The organism is Frankia sp. CgKIO3, assembly GCF_977946435.1.
In genome coordinates this window covers 26,190-41,519 of record NZ_CDWTMO010000015.1, presented here as the reverse complement: position 1 = coordinate 41,519, position 15,330 = coordinate 26,190, and the positions used below count along the sequence as shown (strand labels likewise).

The 15,330-nt window shown below is 72.6% G+C and carries 14 protein-coding genes; 10 read left to right on the top strand and 4 right to left on the bottom strand.

Going from position 1 to position 15,330, the window contains the following annotated elements:
* On the top strand, window positions 1–1,708 hold a 1,708-nt coding region (locus AC08OJ_RS03565; RefSeq protein WP_476595061.1), incomplete at its 5' end, for a tetratricopeptide repeat protein.
* Window positions 1,709–1,813: 105 nt separating this feature from the next.
* Here AC08OJ_RS03565 and AC08OJ_RS03560 read toward each other — a convergent pair.
* Window positions 1,814–3,145: a DUF1015 family protein gene (locus AC08OJ_RS03560; RefSeq protein WP_476591686.1), complete on the bottom strand. Its 1,332-nt coding sequence runs from the start codon at window positions 3,143–3,145 to the stop codon at window positions 1,814–1,816.
* A 379-nt stretch (window positions 3,146–3,524) separates the two neighbouring features.
* Between AC08OJ_RS03560 and AC08OJ_RS03555 the strand changes: the two genes are divergently transcribed.
* Together AC08OJ_RS03555 and AC08OJ_RS03550 are read left to right on the top strand one after the other, a co-directional pair.
* Window positions 3,525–4,070: a tetratricopeptide repeat protein gene (locus tag AC08OJ_RS03555; protein ID WP_476595060.1), complete on the top strand. Its 546-nt coding sequence runs from the start codon at window positions 3,525–3,527 to the stop codon at window positions 4,068–4,070.
* Window positions 4,071–4,255: 185 nt separating this feature from the next.
* The gene (locus tag AC08OJ_RS03550) at window positions 4,256–5,140 is read left to right on the top strand and encodes an HAD-IIA family hydrolase (protein WP_476591714.1); all 885 of its coding nucleotides are present in this window, start codon (window positions 4,256–4,258) and stop codon (window positions 5,138–5,140) included.
* Window positions 5,141–5,181: 41 nt separating this feature from the next.
* Here the strand turns inward: AC08OJ_RS03550 and AC08OJ_RS03545 are convergent, their stop codons facing one another.
* Window positions 5,182–5,520, bottom strand: coding sequence for an alkyl sulfatase C-terminal domain-containing protein (locus AC08OJ_RS03545; protein WP_476595059.1), 339 nt, complete (start codon window positions 5,518–5,520; stop codon window positions 5,182–5,184).
* A gap of 289 nt (window positions 5,521–5,809) precedes the next feature.
* On the opposite strand from AC08OJ_RS03545, the gene AC08OJ_RS03540 reads away from it, so the two are divergent.
* From AC08OJ_RS03540 to AC08OJ_RS03515, 6 genes are all read left to right on the top strand, one after another.
* Window positions 5,810–6,097, top strand: coding sequence for a hypothetical protein (locus AC08OJ_RS03540; RefSeq protein WP_476591689.1), 288 nt, complete (start codon window positions 5,810–5,812; stop codon window positions 6,095–6,097).
* Window positions 6,098–6,114: 17 nt separating this feature from the next.
* Window positions 6,115–6,978: a TlyA family RNA methyltransferase gene (locus tag AC08OJ_RS03535; RefSeq protein WP_476591690.1), complete on the top strand. Its 864-nt coding sequence runs from the start codon at window positions 6,115–6,117 to the stop codon at window positions 6,976–6,978.
* Entirely contained in the window at window positions 6,975–7,874 is a 900-nt protein-coding gene (locus tag AC08OJ_RS03530; protein WP_476595058.1) for an NAD kinase, read from the top strand. Before AC08OJ_RS03535 ends, AC08OJ_RS03530 begins: the two co-directional genes overlap by 4 nt.
* 182 nt (window positions 7,875–8,056) lie before the next feature.
* Window positions 8,057–9,811 (top strand): DNA repair protein RecN, encoded by a 1,755-nt coding sequence (recN, locus tag AC08OJ_RS03525; RefSeq protein ID WP_476591692.1) that lies wholly within the window; start codon window positions 8,057–8,059, stop codon window positions 9,809–9,811.
* 194 nt (window positions 9,812–10,005) lie between these two features.
* Entirely contained in the window at window positions 10,006–11,832 is a 1,827-nt protein-coding gene (locus AC08OJ_RS03520) for a CTP synthase (RefSeq protein ID WP_476595057.1), read from the top strand.
* The gene (locus AC08OJ_RS03515) at window positions 11,829–12,452 is read left to right on the top strand and encodes an NUDIX domain-containing protein (protein WP_462188285.1); all 624 of its coding nucleotides are present in this window, start codon (window positions 11,829–11,831) and stop codon (window positions 12,450–12,452) included. The genes AC08OJ_RS03520 and AC08OJ_RS03515 overlap by 4 nt, the downstream gene beginning before the upstream one ends.
* A 58-nt stretch (window positions 12,453–12,510) precedes the next feature.
* Here the strand turns inward: AC08OJ_RS03515 and AC08OJ_RS03510 are convergent, their stop codons facing one another.
* Window positions 12,511–13,392, bottom strand: a complete 882-nt coding sequence (locus tag AC08OJ_RS03510; RefSeq protein WP_476595056.1) for a PKD domain-containing protein — start codon at window positions 13,390–13,392, stop codon at window positions 12,511–12,513.
* Complete coding sequence (locus tag AC08OJ_RS03505) at window positions 13,389–13,925, bottom strand: hypothetical protein (protein ID WP_476595055.1); 537 nt, start codon at window positions 13,923–13,925, stop codon at window positions 13,389–13,391. The genes AC08OJ_RS03510 and AC08OJ_RS03505 overlap by 4 nt, the downstream gene beginning before the upstream one ends.
* Before the next feature lie 138 nt (window positions 13,926–14,063).
* Between AC08OJ_RS03505 and AC08OJ_RS03500 the strand changes: the two genes are divergently transcribed.
* Window positions 14,064–15,296: a site-specific tyrosine recombinase XerD gene (locus tag AC08OJ_RS03500; RefSeq protein ID WP_476595054.1), complete on the top strand. Its 1,233-nt coding sequence runs from the start codon at window positions 14,064–14,066 to the stop codon at window positions 15,294–15,296.
* Window positions 15,297–15,330: the final 34 nt, after the last annotated feature.

The window sequence follows — 15,330 nt, the reverse complement described above, 5'->3', positions numbered from 1 at the left end:
GGGTGGAACGCGGGGTGGGGCGGGCCAGTTCCGCCGCGGCCCGGAGGGCCAGGGCCGGCCGGACCGCTCCAGGGGTTCGGACTCCAACACCCGGTACGGCAACACCCGGTACGGCAACGCCGGGTACGGCGGATCGCCGCGTGCGGGCGATGCGGGATCCGGTAGTTCCTCCAGCTCCTCTTCCTCCTCGGCTTCCTCGTTCGACCGCCGCCCGGGTGGGGCTCGGCGTCCGGAGGGGACTGGCGCTGGGCGTGCCCCGGTGGCTGGCGGTGAGCGCTTCTCCCGAGCCGACGGCCCGCGCGGTGACCGGGGCGCGAACGGAGCCTCCGCCCGCAACCGGGGTGCCGCCGAGGCAGCTTGGCGCGAGCGTCGAGGTCGGCCGGGCGCGGAGGAGACCGGTCGGTCCGGAAGGCCGACTAGCCGTCCCGACCACGGCAGACCGGGGCGCGACTCCTCGGTATTCCATCGGCCCGGGCAGGCCCGGGCCAGCAGCGACGGCCCGCAGCCCCGGCACGACGGCCCTGAACGGCCGACTCACGGCAGAGTCTGGCGTTCCGATGGCGACCGTCCCGCGGGTACGCGCTCGGCCGGCCTGCGGCCCGGCGGCGATCGAGGCCGGGAGTCCCGGGAGACGCGGGAGTCCCGGGACACCAGCGGTGGAGGGGCCCGCCGCGACGGCGCCGCTCGCGCCGAGCACCGCGGCCGGCCGTTCACCGAGGCTTCCAGGCCCGGGGGCGGCGGCCCCCGCGGCGGCCGTCCGACCGGGCCGGGCCGGCCCGACAGAACCGACCAGGCTGGCCGGACAGATCAGACTGAGCAGGGCAGCCGGCGGGCCCGGGTGCCGGCTCCGCCACTTCCCGACGAGGCCCGCGCGGACCTGCTGGACCACGACGTGCGCTGCTCCCTTCGGGGGCTGCCGTCGTCGCTCGCCGACACAATCGCCCGCCATCTCGTCGCAACCGCCCTGCTGCTCGACGACGATCCCGCCCGCGCGCTTGCCCACGCCCGCGCCGCCGCCGATCGAGTGCCACGCCTGCCCGCGGTGCGCGAGGCAGTCGGTATCGCGGCTTACCACGCGGGGGAGTACGCGACGGCCCTGGTGGAACTTCGGGCCGCTCGTCGGATGGACGGTTCCGCGCACAACCTGCCGCTGATGGCGGACAGCGAACGGGGGCTGGGCCGGCCGGAGCGTACCGTCGCCTACCTGCGGGATCCGCAGATCGACCAGCTTGATCCGGCCGCTCGGGCGGAGATGCTCATCGTCGTCTCCGGGGCCCGCCGGGACCTCGGTCAGCCGGAGGCCGCCGTCGTGTTGCTGCGGGATCTGGCCACGGCCAAGACGCCGCCCGCGCCGTGGACCGCCCGTCTCTGGTACGCCTATGCCGAGGCGCTGCTTGCCGCCGGTCGTCCCGAGGAGGCCGCACGCTGGTTCACCTCCACGGCGGCGATCGACGAAGGAGAGACTGACGCTGACGCCCGCGCGTATCTGATCATGACTGGTCGGCTTCTCCCCGAGGAGAACGAGGAGGCTGCGTGGGACGGCGTGGATCTCCTGCTCTCCGATCGGGCCGATCCCGGCGCGGACGCCGGGACCGAGGCGAATACCGAAGCGAATGTCGATCAGGACGTTACCGACCATGATCTTACTGATCATGGTGACGCCCCTGGCCCCGGCCTCGAGACCGAGGGGACGAAGACCGAGGGGTAGGACCGTCCGGCCGAGGGCCACTCCGTCCGCGGTATCCGTGGGTCTGCGGGGAGGTGGGTCCGCGGTGGAGACGGACCGTACCTACGCCGGTCATGCGTACGCCGGTCAGTCGTCGAGTGGACGCAGCACGAGTCCGGTGCGCGGCTTCGGGGTGAACAACGTCGACTTGCGCGGCATCCGCTCGCCGGCCTCGGCGACGGCCGCCACATCGGCGATCGGGGTGGGGTTGAGCAGCAGCGCGGTACCTCCCGCCGCAGCCGCCGCGGCGATCGCGGCCGGCGCGTCGTGGTGGTAGTCGACCACGCCCACCGTGTCCGTCAACCCCCAGACGTCCACGATCAACGCAAGATGAGTGACGGTGACGTCGAGTCCACGGAAGGCCGCCGACCGCTCGGGGGGCAGACTACGCGCGAGCAGGTCGGGGTCGGGCTCGGTGAGCAGGTAGGCCGCGGTGCCGTTGGTGACCACGAATGCGTGCCCGCCCTGCCCGGCCTTGGCCAGCTCCTCCACCAGCGCGTCCGGGTCCGCGCCTGCCGGCCCCACGCCACCGGCATCCCCGGCAGCGGTACCGCCCTCGCCGGGCCCGGCGAGCTGACGCACGGTGAACACCTCGGCGGCCCGCCGCACTGCCTCGGCGAGCCCGAGACCACGCACCACCCGGTGGATGGCGTGCACCTGGGGCCCCGAGACGGTCGCGTCGACGAGGAAGGCCAGGCCGAAGTCCCAGGGACCCGAACCATCCCCGGCGGCGTGCCGTTCCGCCTGGTACTGGCGGTAGGTGGCGTACCGATGGTGGCCGTCTGCGATCACCGCGCGCCGGGGCAGCAGGTCCGCGGCGATGGCGGTGAGGACCGCCGGATCGTCGATGGCCCAGAGCCGGTGCGTCACCCCGTCGCCCGTGGACGTCTCCACCAGTGGCGTCGTGGCGACCACCATCGAGACCACCCGGCTGGTCTCGCCGCCGCCGGCGTAGAACAGGAAGATCGGTTCCAGGTTCGCGCGGGTCGCGCGGGTCAGCGCCAACCGGCCTGAGACCGGGCCCGCCATGGTGTTCTCATGCGGGAGGATGATTCCCGCATCCGGATCGGTCAGCGCGACCGCCCCGATCAGCCCGCGCTGGGCATGGCCGGCCTGCTCCTCCTCGTAGACGTAGACGGAGGCCTTCTCGTCGCGACGCAGCACCCCGCTGTCCAGCCATGCCCGCAGCGTGCGGGCGGCCCCGTCGTAGTCCTCCCCGGGGAGGATGAGCCGTACCACGTTGTGCTCGTCGCGCGCCTGGAGTTCCGCCCGCTCGGCGTCGTCGATGACGTCGTAGGGCGGGGAGGTCAGCGGGGCGAGGTCCGGCCCGGAGGACGGAAATCGTGCGGCCCGGAACGGGGCGAGCACGAGACCCGCCGGGGCGGGAACGGGACGATCGGCGTCAACCATGAGCCGCATCGTAGGGCCCCGAGAGTGCGGACCCGGTGTGACCCGGGAGTGCCCTCGCCACTGACCGCCCGTGTTCCGGCCGGCCCAACCGGGCGAGAGGAACATTTCATCACCTTTACGTAGTGCGAGCGTGCCATCGGAGCGGCGGGACGGTGGACAGCGCACACCTGATCGTTATGGGGATCTCGAGGTACGTCGGGTGGCTTTGCGGCGACACTGGAGCTGCGGACCTCGAGGATGTGCCTGGTGCCTGCGGTGGCGGACGGAGTGATTCCGGATCCGGAGGTGTTCCTCGGGTGAGAGGCGGTGATGCGCACCGAGGGCGCCACGGTGCGGCGGAGCCCGGCGCGAGGCCCGTGCCCGGTGCTCAGGATTGGCGAGGCGACAGATGATCATCCGTGTAGTGGAGGTGAAGATGTCCGAGGAGACCGGCCCTCCGGGGGATGTACCGGACGAGATGCCCGGTGGGCTGCCCGTCCGCGGACGACGTGATAGATCCAGCTCGGTGCCGTCCGAGGTGACGTCCTGGGGGGATGACGGTGCGGACCGGTCCCGGCCGGGACCGGCGGGTGAGGTCTACGACTGGTACACCCGGGGGATGGCGCTGCTCGGCCACGGGGACGCCAATGCCGCGGTGCAGCTGCTGGCCTACGCCGTCGCGGCCGAACCCGCCTCGCCGAGCGTGCGGGAGGCGCTGGCCCGGGCGCAGTTCACCGCCGGTCAGTACGGCGCGGCCCGGGAGACCTTCGCCTGGATCGTGGATCGGCATCCCACCGACGACTACGCCCAGTTCGGCCTCGGGTTGTCCGCCCGCAAGATCGGTGATCTTCGGGTGGCTGTGGAGCATCTGGCGCTGGCCGTGGCGATGCGTCCCGACATCCGACACTACGATGTCGCGCTGCGTGGCGCCCGCGCGGCGTTGGCCCGAGCGTGACCCGGCCGGCCGCCGTGCCCGCGGACGAGACCACGTCAGCCAGCTCTTCGTCAGCCAGCTCTTCCGCGGTCTCCTCCGCTTCGTCGTCTTCCGTGTTTTCTGGTTTCTCCGTGTCTTCCGGTGGCTTCCCCGGGCCGTTGCGTGGGACGGACCGGCCGCTGGCCGATCTGTTCGACGTCGCCCTGATGGATCTTGACGGTGTCGTCAACCGTGGGGGCGCCGCCGTGCCGCACGCGGCGGACACCATCGCTGCCGCGGGCCGCCGGGGGATGCGCACGGTGTACGTCACGAACAACGCACTGCGCCCGTCGGCCGAGGTCGCCGCCCGCCTGCGCGGCTTCGGCGTACCGGCGCAAACCGAGGACGTCGTCACCTCGGCGCAGGCAGCGGCGCACGTCCTGGCTGAACGGCTGGGCACCGGATCCCGGGTGCTCATTACCGGAGGGCGGGGACTTCGACAGGCGGTGACGGAGGAGGGCCTGGTCCCGGTGGACTCGGCCGAGGACGATCCGGCGGCGGTGGTCCAGGGGTTCGACCCGGATCTCACCTATGCCCGCCTCGCCGAGGCGGCCTATGCCATCCGGGCCGGAGCACTGTGGATCGCCAGCAACGCCGATCGCACCGTGCCGACCGAGCGGGGCGTCGCGCCCGGCAACGGATCCGTCATCGCCTTCCTGCGGGACGCCACGGACCGCGAGCCGGTGGTGACCGGCAAGCCCGAGTCGGCGATGCACCGCGAGTCGATGCGGCGCAGCGGAGCCCGGACACCCCTCATCGTCGGTGACCGGCTCGACACCGACACCGACATCGAGGCCGGTCACCGGACGTCGACGCCGACCCTGCTCGTCTTCACCGGGGTGACGACCCCCGGGGACCTGCTCGCCGCTCCCGCTCCGCACCGTCCCGACTTCGTCGCCGCGGACCTGCGCGGGCTGCTCCGGGTGGCGCCACCGGTGAAGGCCGTCCCGGAGCTGGGGAACCACGCCTATCGTTGCGGCGCCTGGAGCAGCCGGGTCGAGGACCTGATGGCTCCGGCGCCCCGGGCGCTGGAGCCCGTGGCGCCCGCCTGAGTCCCGGCGCCTTGGAGCATCGTCGGCGAACAGGCGCATCGTCACAGCGGCGAGCGGACCCGCAGCAGATCCCGCACGCTCGTGTCCACCTTCAGCCGTCCACTGGCCCAGGCGGTCATCGCAGGAAGCCTTCCCTCGGCGACCGCCACCAGGTCGTCGCTGTCCAGCGTTAGGATGATCTGGGCGTCGTCGCGGGTGCCCTCGCCGATGTGCCGCAGGCAGCCGTCACGCAGCTCCCCGGAGAAGACGGCATCGAGATCGGGGATACGGCAGACGATGACGCGATCCGGGGCACGCGGGGGACGGCCGTCGGCGGAGAGCCCATCCAGGCGGGCGGCGAGAGCATGGAGCGCGGCCTCGCACTGCGACCTGTCGGCCATCCCGGCCGGTCCTCCTCTCGGCCTGTTCGACCTGTGCCCCTCTCGGCCGGGCGTGTCCGGGACACTAGCGTGGGAGTAGGTGTTCCGGGCGGGACGACCCGCGTGGTGGGCGAGTTTACACCGGTTGCGAGCCGATCTCCGGTGGTCCTGACGGACCCGGGGTGAGGTCCCGGGCCGGCCGAGGGCGGATCCGGCCGGACGAGGAGTGGACAGGACATGAGATTCGTCGCATGACGCACGCCGCCAGGGTCCGTCGCGTCAGCGGCCGTGAGTGCGGGAGGCTGACAACGTGAACACCGAGAATCTGCCCGCCGAGGTTCGCGACGCCCTTGGCCGGCTGGACATGCTCGACGTCCTACCGACGGCCGCGCATGTCGAGGTCTTCGAGGAGATAAACCGCCGGTTGGCCGGGGCACTGGCGGACCTGGATGGGAGCGCTGACCAGGTTAAGGGCGCTGACCACGTCAAGGGCGCTGGGGGCGCGGCCGGGCCGGGCGTGCCCGTTCCGGCGCGTTCCGGGGCGCGTCCCACGGGAGGGCCGCGGCCCGGGCCGGGCATGATCCGGCCGGTGTGGTGAGTCGCTCCGGGGTCACGATGTCCCGCCGGACGCGTCTGGACAGCGAACTTGTCCGTCGTGGTCTCGCCCGGTCCCGGGAGCAGGCCGTTGCGGCGATCACCGCGGGTCGGGTGCTGGTCGGCGGCATTCCTGCCACGAAGGCCGCCACGGTGGTCGACGGATCCACCTCCATCGCGGTGACGAAGGGGGACGATCCCGGCTACGCCTCCCGCGGCGCGCACAAACTTCTCGGTGCCTTCGAGGCCTTCGGGGTCCCCGCACCGGAACCGGGTGTCGAAATCCCGCGTTCCACCGGCCCCACGCTGGTCGTGGCCGGTCGACGGTGCCTGGACGTCGGTGCCTCCACCGGCGGCTTCACCGACGTGCTGCTGCGGTACGGGGCGGCCTCCGTCGTGGCCGTGGACGTCGGCTACGGGCAGTTGCTGTGGCGGCTCCGCTGCGATCCCCGGGTCTGCGTGCTCGACCGCACCAACGCCCGGAACCTGACGCCCGCCGAGATCGGTGACCGCGTCGACCTGGTCGTCGGGGACCTGTCGTTCATCTCGCTGGCCCTGGTGCTGCCCGCGCTGCGCGCCTGCGCGGCCCCAGACGCCGATTTCGTGCTGCTGGTGAAGCCCCAGTTCGAGGTCGGCCGGGAGCGGCTCGGGCCAGGCGGGGTGGTGCGCGACACCGCGTTGCACGCCGAGGCGGTCCGCGACGTGGCCACGTCCGCAGCCATGCTAGATCTCGGCGTGCGTGGTGTCACGGCGAGTCCGCTGCCCGGCCCGGCGGGCAATGTCGAGTACCTGCTGTGGCTGGCCGCCGGGGCCCCACCGCTCGACGCGGACGTCCTGGCCGGGGCGATCGCCGCCGGCCCCGCGGGATCGGGGCGTCGGGCATGACGCGGGAGATCCTCGTTGTCACCCATCCCCGCCGCTCGGTGGTCCGGGAGAGCGCCCATTGGGTCATCGAGGGCCTGGCCGCAGCCGGGGTGTCGCCGCGAGTGCTGCGGGACGAGGCGGAGATGCTCGACCTGACCGCCGCCAACATCGTGCCGCACGACGCCGACGCGGCCGTCGGGGTGGAACTGGTGCTGGTCCTCGGCGGCGACGGCAGCCTGCTGCGCGGCGCGGAGCTGGCCCGCACCGCTGACGCCCCGCTGCTGGGCGTGAACCTCGGGCACGTCGGGTTCCTCGCCGAGGCTGAACCCGACGCGCTGGAATCCACCATCGAGCACGTCGTCCGCAAGGACTACACGGTCGAGGAACGCATGACGGTCGACGTCACGGTCCGGCGGCGTGGCGAGGTCACCTATACCGGCTGGGCGCTCAACGAGATGTCCCTGGAGAAGGCCGAGCGCGCTCGGATGCTGGAATGCGTGCTGGAGATTGACGGGCGTCCGCTGTCCCGGTGGGGATGCGACGGGGTGATCTGTTCGACGTCCACCGGATCCACCGCCTACGCCTTCTCGGCCGGTGGTCCGGTGATGTGGCCGGGCGTCGAGGCCCTGCTGGTCGCCCCGATCAGCGCGCACGCGCTGTTCGCCCGGCCGCTCGTGCTGGCACCGGCCTCCGCGGTCGCCGTGGAGATCCTGCCGCCGGTGCCCGCGGTCCTCTACTGTGACGGCCGGCGGTTCGTCGAGGTGCCCCCCGAGTCGCGGGTCGAGGTGGTCCGCGGCCGCCAACCGGTGCGGCTCGCCGTGGTGCATCCGCTGCCGTTCACTGATCGTCTCGTCGCCAAGTTTGGCCTTCCGGTGGAAGGCTGGCGAGGACGCAACCAACGTGCCTCCCCCGCGTAGCGACTTCGCCGCGACGCGGGGACCCCTGGCCTAGGGCGCCGTTCGGGGTTTCCGTTAGCTCGCCTTCGGCGAGCTTCCTGGGATGATCGTCGGGGGGCTTCGCCGCGACGCGGCGGCAGCGGTGGCGGATCTTCCGCCTCTGCGATATCGGCCTCCGTTCTGGTGACGCTAGAGTTCGGGGCGTGCTCGAGGAGATTCGCATCCGCGGCCTCGGGGTCATCGACGACGCCGCCCTCGACCTTGCTCCCGGCCTCACCGTGGTGAGCGGCGAGACCGGAGCCGGCAAGACCATGATTGTCCAGGGGCTGGGGCTGCTCACCGGCGGGCGGGCGGATTACGGTCTGGTCCGGCCGGGGGTCGATCGCGCCTTCGTCGAGGGTCGGCTCGTCATCGGTGCCGAGTCGGCTGTCGCGGCCCGGGTCCGCGAAGTCGGCGGCGACCTCGACGAGGATCCGGGCGGCGCTGTCCTCGTCGTCGGTCGGACCCTGACCGCGGAGGGCCGGTCCCGGGCGCAGGTCGCGGGCCGCTCGGTCCCGGCGAGTGTCCTCGCCGAGATCGCCGAGGAGCTGATCGCCGTGCACGGCCAGTCCGAGGCACAGCGCCTGCTCAAGCCGTCCACCCAGCGTGACGCGTTGGACCGGTTCGCCGGTTCCGCCGTCGCCGGGCCGTTGGCCCGCTACGGCGGTGTGTATCGGGAGCTGACCCGGGTCAGTCGGCGGCTCGCCGAGATCACCGATCGGGTGCGTGAACGCGAGCAGGAGGCGGAGCTGCTGCGCCTCGGCCTGGACGAGGTGGAACGGGTCACCCCCGGCCCTGGTGAGGACGTCATCCTCGACGCCGAGCTGACCAGGCTGGAGCATGCGGAGACCCTGGTGCGGGCGGCGCGGACCGCGCACGCTGCGCTGATGAGCGATCCGGCCACCGGGTCGGACGAGCCCGGTGCGGTCGATCTGGTGGCCGCGGCCCAGCGGATCATCGCCGGCGAGTCCGCCCTCGACGCCGAGCTCGCCGCTCTCGGCGTGCGGCTCACGGAGGTGGGGATGCTACTCACCGACGTCGCCGCGGACCTCGCCTCCTACGCGGAGGGCATCGATGCCGACCCGGTGCGCCTCGCCGACGCCCAGGCGCGTAAGGCCGCCCTCACCAGCCTGACCCGGGCGCACGGTACCGGCATCGACGGCGTGCTGGCCTGGGCGGACCAGGCTGGGCGCCGGCTGCTGGAACTCGACGGCGCCGGGGACAGCGTCGAGGCGCTCACCGTCCGGCGGGACAGCCTGACCGCCGAGCTGGCCCGGCTCGCCGAGGAGGTCAGCGACGCCCGGACCAAGGCGGCGGCCCGGTTCGGTGCGGCGGTCGCCGCCGAGCTCGCCGGGCTCGCGATGCCCCGGGCCCGGGTGGAGGCCGCCGTGTCGCAGCGCGACGATCCGGCCGGTCTGCCGGTCGGCCTGCGGGTCGTCGCGTTTGGACCGTTCGGCGTCGACGACGTGGAGCTGCGGCTGATCCCGCATCCCGGGGCGCCGCCGCGGCCGGTCCAGAAAGGCGCGTCGGGCGGTGAGCTGTCCCGGGTTATGCTCGCGATCGAGGTCGTCCTCGCCGCCGCCGACACCGGTTCGACCATGGTCTTCGACGAGGTGGACGCCGGGGTCGGCGGTCGGGCCGCGGTGGAGATCGGCCGGCGCCTCGCCCGTCTCGCCCGCACTCATCAAGTGATCTGTATCACCCATCTGCCGCAGGTCGCCGCCTTTGCGGACCGTCATCTGGTGGTCCACAAGGCCGACGACGGATCGGTCACCCGCAGTGGGGTCGTCACGCTCGACGACGCCGGCCGGGTGCGGGAACTCTCCCGGATGCTTGCCGGCCAGGAGGAGAGCCCGCTGGCCCGTGGGCACGCCGAGGAGCTGCTCGCCGCCGCGGCGGCAGACAAGGCGCTGCCGTAGTGCCACCGCGGTCGGGGAGACCGGGCATCCTGCGGTGGTCCAGGGAGTCACCGAAAGTGATAGCCGAGGGCCCTGACTCACCCTTATGGCAGAGTCCCCGCATTGCGCTGGAGGCGTCGTGCGGGGGAGCTGTTACCGTGAAGTCCCGTGGAGGCGCCGGGGCCGGACCGGCGGCGTAACCACGGGAGCTTCGGGTGGGTCAGGCGCATATCACCAAACACATCTTCGTCACCGGCGGGGTCGCGTCCAGCCTCGGCAAGGGACTGACCGCGTCGAGCCTCGGTCGACTCCTCAAGGCTCGTGGACTCCGCGTCACGATGCAGAAGCTCGACCCCTACCTCAACGTGGACCCGGGGACGATGAACCCGTTCCAGCACGGTGAGGTGTTCGTGACCGACGATGGGGCCGAGACCGACCTCGACATCGGCCACTACGAGCGGTTCCTCGACGTCGACCTCGACGGCAGCGCCAACGTGACGACGGGCCAGGTCTACTCGGCCGTTATCGCCAGGGAACGCCGCGGCGGCTATCTGGGCCAGACCGTCCAGGTCGTCCCGCACATCACCGACGAGATCAAGAACCGGATCCGGCGGCTGGCCGGTGACTCCGTCGACGTGGTGATCACCGAGGTCGGCGGGACCGTCGGGGACATCGAATCGCTGCCCTACCTGGAGGCGATCCGTCAGGTACGCCACGAGGTCGGTCGGGACAACGCCCTGACGGTGCACGTGAGCCTGGTCCCTTACCTCGCCCCCTCCGGAGAGCTGAAGACCAAGCCGACCCAGCATTCGGTCGCGGCGTTGCGCAGCATCGGCCTGCAGCCCGACGCCGTGGTCTGCCGGTCCGACCGGCCGCTGCCCGATTCACTCAAGAAGAAGATCGCGATGATGTGCGACGTCGACGACGAGGCCGTCGTCGGGGCGCCGGACGCGAGCTCCATCTACGACATTCCCCGGGTGCTGCACCGCGAGGGTCTCGACGCCTACGTGGTGCGTCGGCTCGGGCTGTCCTTCCGCGACGTCGACTGGACGGAATGGGACACGTTGCTGCGACGGGTGCACCACCCGGCCAACACGGCGACGATCGCGATCGTCGGCAAGTACGTGGACCTCCCCGACGCCTACCTCTCGGTGACCGAGGCCCTGCGCGCCGGCGCCTTCGCCACCGACACTCGGGTGGACCTGCGGTGGGTCACCTCGGACGAGTGCTCTTCCCCGGACGTGACGGCCACCCTGCTTGACGGGGTCGACGGGATCATCGTTCCCGGTGGTTTCGGGGTGCGGGGCATCGAGGGCAAGCTCACCGCGCTGCGGCACGCCCGCGAGAACGGTATTCCGACCCTCGGTATCTGCCTCGGCCTGCAGTGCATGGTCATCGAGGCGGCCCGCAGTCTCGCCGGCCTGGAGGCGGCGAACTCCACCGAGTTCGTCCCCGAGACCCCCCACCCGGTGATCTCCACGATGGCTGACCAGCACGAGGTGGTGGCCGGCACCCGGGACATGGGCGGCACAATGCGACTGGGCCTGTACTCGTGCGTGCTGGCGCCCGGCACGCTCGCCCGGCGTGAGTACGGCGCCGCCGAGGTCGCCGAGCGCCACCGGCACCGGTACGAGGTGAACAACGACTATCGGCACCGGCTGGCCGCCGCCGGGCTGGTCTTCTCCGGGGCGTCGCCGGACGGCCGCCTGGTCGAGGTGGTCGAGCTGCCCGCCGACGTGCACCCGTACTACGTCGGCACCCAGGCACATCCGGAGTTCCGGTCCCGGCCGACCCGGGCCCATCCGCTGTTCCGGGGTCTCGTCGCCGCGGCGGTCGCGCATGCGGACCGCCGCCGCGGGGTGCTGCCGGTGGACCTGCCGGGCGAGGACGCTCCCACTCCGGAGAACGGCGCCCCGGAGAACGGCGCCGCGCAGACCCGCGGCGTCACGGCCGGTCGATCCGGCGGGAGTATCCGCCGGGGCGCGAGCGCATCCCGTCCGAGCGTCAGCTCCAACGGCACCGCCGCGCTGGTGTCCCCGTGACGGCGACCCCGCACCGGTACGAGGTCACCGAGAGCACCCTGGCCTACCAGGGGAGGGTCATCTCTGTCCGCCGCGATCAGGTGCGGATGCCGGATGGCGACATCTCGCAGCGTGATGTGGTGGTGCATCCCGGCGCCGTGGGGGTGGTCGCCCTCGACGAGGCCGATCGGGTGGTGATGGTCCATCAGTACCGTCATCCCGTCGGTGGTCCGCTGTGGGAGCTGCCCGCCGGCATTCTCGACGTGCCGGGCGAGCCGGCGTCCTCGGCCGCCGCGCGGGAGCTGGCCGAGGAGGCTGGGCTGCGCGCCGACCGCTACGATCTGCTGGTTGACGTGTGGGCCTCGCCGGGGATGACCGACGAGGCCTACCGCCTTTTCCTGGCCCGCGGGCTGCACGAGATCCCGGCTGCCGAGCGGTACGTGCCGGTGCACGAGGAGGCCGAGATGGGTCTCGCGCGTATCGACTTCACCGACGCTGTCGAACGGGTCCTGCGCGGTGAGATCACCAACGCGATGGCGGTCATCGGGCTGCTGGCCACGGCCCGGGCGCGCGGCGAGAACTACGCCGGTCTGCGCCCACCCGACGCACCCTGGCCCGCTCGTCCCGCCCACCGCGGCTGAGCCGCCGCGCCGCGGCCCCGTTTCTCCGCGGTGGTGTCGGTCCGGTCCCGCGGTGGCGTCAATCGTTGTGGACCAGCACGCCGGCGGCCTCGTCGACGACGATGCCCCGCGCGGCGGCGAGGGTCACCGCGTCGATCGGGAATGCCTGCGCGACCCCGGGGACGGTGAACGTGCCGTCCCCGGTCACCGCGAGGGTCACCTGGTACCGGCCCGGCCGGGCGTAGCCGTGCGCCACATAGGCCTCGGGATGATCGCGCGGTGAGATCGCCGGGTCGTAGGGCCGGCCGGGAGCATCCGGGCCGGTCTCGCCGTCACCGAACTCCCAGTGATAGTGGGGAACGGCGCTGATGGTCGCCACGACCGGCTGGTCGACGTTGAACGTGAACGAGTCGGGCACGGGGGTGTAGAGGATCGTGGCCAGGTTCGCGAAGCTGCGGCCGGACGGCGCGATGACGATCGACGGCTTCGGCAGGAGTTTCTCGCGCAGGTAGTTAGCGAGCGCGGCCTGCACCTGGGCGATCGGCACCGCGCCGGCGGGCAGCAGGTAGTTGAAGCAGCCCGCTACCACCTGGTCGTACTGGGCCCGCGCCTGCGCGTCCATCGCCGGATCCGGCCCGACCGCGGTCAGCAGGTCACAGACGGCTGCCGGGTCGTCCGGACAATCCTGGCCGCAGGCCGCGCTCCGCCGGGCCCCCGATCCGGTCGGGATCCCGACGCGCTCCAGCACTCCGTCGTGGTAGCGGTACTGGTAGCCGTTGTCCGTGGCCCGGGTGTCACAGGTACCCCACAGCGCGCCGGCGGCGAGGCTGGTCAGGCTCACCAGCAGCAGCGCGCCGACCGCGATCAGCGCCGGGCGCGGGAACGCGCGGCGCCGGCCGGCGGTGGTCGTGCGGGCGGCGGTGGTCGTGCGCGGGGCGGTCGTCCCCGGGCCGGTGGTCATGCCCGGCCCGGGGCGTAGCGCAGGGTCTGGATACGCCAGCCGTGGTCGGTGAGCGACAGTTCGGCCGTGCCGACCCGGGTCGGCACGGCCGGGGCGTCGGAGACCCGCCGGCCCGCTGGGTCCAGCAGCCCCACCGCCCGGGTTCGCACGGTGAAGTCCACCTCGGTGACGAGCCCGACCCGCGGCCGGGCGAGCACGTCGCTCAGCTGATAGGCCGGCCCGTCCGCGCGCAGCCCCCGCTGCTGGAGTGAGCGGGTCACCCCGACGTCGAGGACGCAGGGCTGGCAGCCACCGAGCGCCCTCGGCGCGATAACCGCGACCCGACCGGCCCGCGCGGCCTCGTTGATCTCGTGAAAGTAGCCCTCGACCGTGCGGGTAGCGGCCGCGGGCGTGTCGTCGACCGAACCGGGGAAGGAAGGGCCGCCGGAGACGGCCGTGCCCGGGTTTTGGGAACCGGGGCGGGTCGGGACCGCGGCCCCGGATGGCTCGTGCTGGTCGCCGCCGCAGCCCGCGCCCGTGAGGATGACGAGCATGGCGATAGCGACCCCCAGCCGTGCGGCGTACCGTGACGACCCGTTGTCCGCTTGCACAAGTCGCCAGGATAGCCGCGGAAACGCGGTATGTGGATAGGCGCCAACGGAGAACGGGGGGCAGGTCCTACTATCAGTTCGATGATGGGAGTCACCGACGGCGACCGGGTATTCCGGCTGCGCCCCCCCGCGGCCTCGGCATCCGGCGTCGGCGGGTCCTCGGATCATCGTCCGTCGGCGCCTCGGCCCGGGCCGGACGACCTGTCCCGGCCTGCGGATCATCGAGCCGGGTCCCAGCTGCGTGGCACGCCCGCCGGCGTCATCGAGCGCTATCTCCACCATCTGGAGGGCGAACGCGGACTCGCGCACAACTCGGTGCTCGCCTACCGTCGCGACCTGCGCCGCTATTATGATCATCTCTCCGCATGCGGTCTGTCCTCGTTGGGCGCGGTCGGTGAGGCGGAGGTTGCCGGATTCGCCGCCGTGCTGCGCACCGGTGACGACACGCACCCGCCGCTTGCCGCGGCGTCGGTCGCGAGGATGCTGGTCGCCGTCCGGTCGCTGCACCGCTTCGCGGCCGACGAGGGTGACGTCCCCGAGGACGTGTCCCGGCCGGTTCGACCGCCGACGCCTCCCCGGCGGCTACCGAAGGCCCTGAGCATCGACCAGGTGGTGGCCGTCCTCGCCGCGGCCGCGGGTGCGCCCCCGTCGGGATCCCCGCCGCCGCCCGGGGGACCGCCGCCGGTGGAACCGGCCGAGGCCGTCCGCCGTCTGCGCGCGACCGCGTTGCTGGAGCTTCTCTACGGCACCGGGGCCCGGATCTCGGAGGCCGTCGGTCTCGACGTCGACGATCTCGATCTGGAGGCCGCCTCCGTCCGCCTGCACGGCAAGGGCGGACGTGACCGGATCGTCCCGCTCGGTCGGTGCGCCATCGCCGCGGTGGCCGACTACCTGCGGGTGGGGCGGCCGATGCTGGCCGCCCCCCGCTCGGGGCCCGCGGTCTTCCTGTCCCGCCGCGGTAACCGCCTGTCCCGGCAGAGCGCGTGGTCGGTGCTGCGTACGGCGGCGCTCGCGGCGGGTGTGGAGGGGGTGTCACCCCACGTGCTGCGCCATTCCTTCGCCACCCACCTGCTCGACGGCGGCGCCGACGTCCGGGTGGTGCAGGAGCTGCTGGGACACGCCTCGGTCAGCACCACTCAGATCTACACCCTGGTGACGGTGGACCGGCTTCGCGAAGTGTACGCGGCCTCACACCCACGCGCCTTGGGCTCGACCCTGGGCTCGATCGGTCACCACTCCCGGACCTGGGGACCCGAGGACGGATCCGTGCATGACGGATCCGTGAGTTTCGCCGGGGCACCGCCCCGGTTCTGAGCGACGGTCGGTGTCCCGGGCGAATGTCCACCCG